This is a genomic window from Aquitalea sp. FJL05, assembly GCF_003852595.1.
Taxonomy (GTDB): domain Bacteria; phylum Pseudomonadota; class Gammaproteobacteria; order Burkholderiales; family Chromobacteriaceae; genus Aquitalea; species Aquitalea aquatilis.
The window spans coordinates 1-202 of the sequence record NZ_QAJS01000011.1 but is presented as its reverse complement, the minus strand read 5'-3'; the positions used below and the strand labels follow the sequence as shown (position 1 = coordinate 202).

2 tRNA genes are annotated in these 202 nt (G+C 57.4%); both read right to left on the bottom strand.

The window, feature by feature from the left end:
- Window positions 1-43 precede the first annotated feature (43 nt).
- Window positions 44-120: transfer RNA gene (locus DBR44_RS11255), tRNA-Asp, on the bottom strand.
- 6 nt (window positions 121-126) lie between these two features.
- Window positions 127-202 (bottom strand) — tRNA-Val (locus tag DBR44_RS11250).

Here is a 202-nt window from a genome sequence, read left to right as displayed (position 1 = left end):
CAACTGAGCTAAACGCCCGAAAGGGTTACTGCGACTAATCTGTTGGCGGAGTGGACGGGACTCGAACCCGCGACCCCCGGCGTGACAGGCCGGTATTCTAACCAACTGAACTACCACTCCAAACCTTGGTGGGCGTTGACGGAGTCGAACCGCCGACATTCTGCTTGTAAGGCAGACGCTCTACCAACTGAGCTAAACGCCC